Source organism: Candidatus Neomarinimicrobiota bacterium (assembly GCA_041862535.1).
In the GTDB taxonomy this organism is placed as follows: domain Bacteria; phylum Fidelibacterota; class Marinisomatia; order SCGC-AAA003-L08; family TS1B11.
Genome location: JBGVTM010000257.1, coordinates 1 through 2,088, shown reverse-complemented (window position 1 = coordinate 2,088; position 2,088 = coordinate 1). Strand labels below are relative to the sequence as shown.

Annotated in this window: 2 protein-coding genes; both read right to left on the bottom strand. The window is 53.4% G+C overall.

What is annotated here, in order from left to right:
• A partial coding sequence (locus ACETWG_09485) for a protein kinase (GenBank protein ID MFB0516817.1) occupies positions 1–1,421 on the bottom strand: 1,421 nt, incomplete at its 3' end.
• Between the two features lie 91 nt (positions 1,422–1,512).
• On the bottom strand, positions 1,513–2,088 hold a 576-nt coding region (locus ACETWG_09480), incomplete at its 5' end, for a PP2C family protein-serine/threonine phosphatase (protein ID MFB0516816.1).

Sequence of the window (2,088 nt, the reverse complement as noted above, 5' to 3'; positions counted from 1 at the left end):
AGACTCTCTTCGGTTCTCCGATTCCAGAAATAGCGGCCTTTCAGGTACAGATCGTAAGCATCCAGATCATCGGTATATCGCTTGAGAACTTTGGTCTTCTCTCCTCCCAGAAGTTTCACTTTGAGTTTACCCACCACCGCCAGCGAGATCTCCTCCTGAATGGAAAAGATGTCTTCCGGGCAGCACATCTCACCTATGTCCCTATCGTATCTCTCGGACCAGAGATGGTATCCGTCAGCCACGTCAACCAACTGGGCGGTGATGCGCAGCCGATTCCCGGCTTTGCGCACGCTCCCTTCCAGCACGCTCCCTACGTTCAATTTTCTGCCAATCTCGCGGATGTCCCGTTTTTCTCCTCTGAACGAAAAAGCGGAGGTTCGGGCAACCACCCGCAGACCCTCCAAGCGCGTGAGGGCGCTGATAATCTCTTCGGCCACGCCGTCGCAGAAATAATCCTGCTCTTTATCGGCGCTCAAGTTCTTGAAGGGCAGCACGGCGATGGAAGGCGAAGGCCCGGTTGTGGCCCGAAGCGTTCTCGTCGACCCGGACTTGAAAGCGTCCCTGAGCGACGTTAAGTCTGCGAGCAAGTCCTCGGTTTTCTGGTAACGCTCCTCGACGCTTTTGGCCAAACTCTTGCGGACGATATCCTCCAATTCGGTTGGCAACTTTAGGTGGAAACTGGCTATCGGCCGCGGATCCGTATTCAAGATCGAATATATCACCGCCTGGTCATGCTCTCCCCGGAAAGGCATCTCACCGGTGATCATCTCGTAGAGAACCACACCCAAAGACCAGATGTCTGTGCGGAGATCCACCTCTTCCCCTTTTGCCTGCTCCGGCGACATGTAAGCCGCCGTCCCCACGACCGTGCCCACCTGTGTCAACATCATTTCCCTTTTTAGCTTCACCAATCCGAAGTCCAGCACCCTCACCCGACCGTCCCTGTCTATCAGAACGTTGTGCGATTTTATGTCCCGATGAATAATGTCCGCCGCATGAGCCTTGGCCAAGGCGTCGCACATCTGCATGGCAATATCAATCACTTCCTCGACAGATAGCTTCTTCTCGGCGATCAGCTCTTTCAGCGATCTACCTTCCACGTACTCCATGGCCATATATGGCCGACCCTGGTACTCCGCAACTTCGTATACGGTGACGATGTTGGGATGGTTCAGAGCCGCAGCCGCTTGAGCTTCACGCTGGAATCGCACCTTGAACTCCTGATCCGAGGCGAACTGAGCAGGCAGAAACTTCAGTGCCACCCGACGATTGAGTTTGGTATCCCCGGCCAGGTAGACTTCCCCCATCCCACCCGCGCCGATCTTCTTTTCGACCTGATAGTGGGATACCCTCGTCCCGCGGCCAAGGAAGGCAGATGATTGGCTCTTCTTCGGCCCGTTCCCTTCGAATTCGGCAGCCACGATGATTTCTCCTTCACCAGACCAAACAAATCCGGAATTTACGTGGATTAAAGATAGGGTATTTATCTGAAAAATCAAGACGTTTTGTCTCTCAGCGATCTCTGCGCAAAATCATCATGGTGATGTCGTCACTCTGGGGGGCGCCCCCCATGAAAGTGTTGATCTCGTCGAGCACCGATTCGGTCAGTTCATCTGGGGACTTGTGGCGAGAATTGATAAGAAAATGTTCCAACCTATCGTCTTCATACATCTCACCTTTGGTGTTGGTCGCCTCAGACACTCCGTCGGTAAACATGAAAAGAAAGTCGCCCAATCCAAACTCAAGACTGCTCACCGCCCAGTCGGATATGTCAAATGCGCCAATCGGAATGCCAGACGCCTCGAGTTGTTCCACGTTTCCATCCCTTCTCACCATCATAGGCGGGTTGTGGCCTGCATTTATATAACTGAGACGGTGAGTTTTGGGGCAAAGCTGACAGGCGAACAAGGTGGCGAAGTCTTCCGAACGGCTCACCCGGAGAAGCTCTTTTGAAACCCGCGAGGTGACCTCCAGAAGGTTGAAATCCTGAGCACAATAGAGGATTCTGAAAGCTGCCAGAACATTCGACATCAGAAGAGCTGCGCCCATCCCCTTGCCCGAAACATCCGCCAATAGAAGGAGTATGCA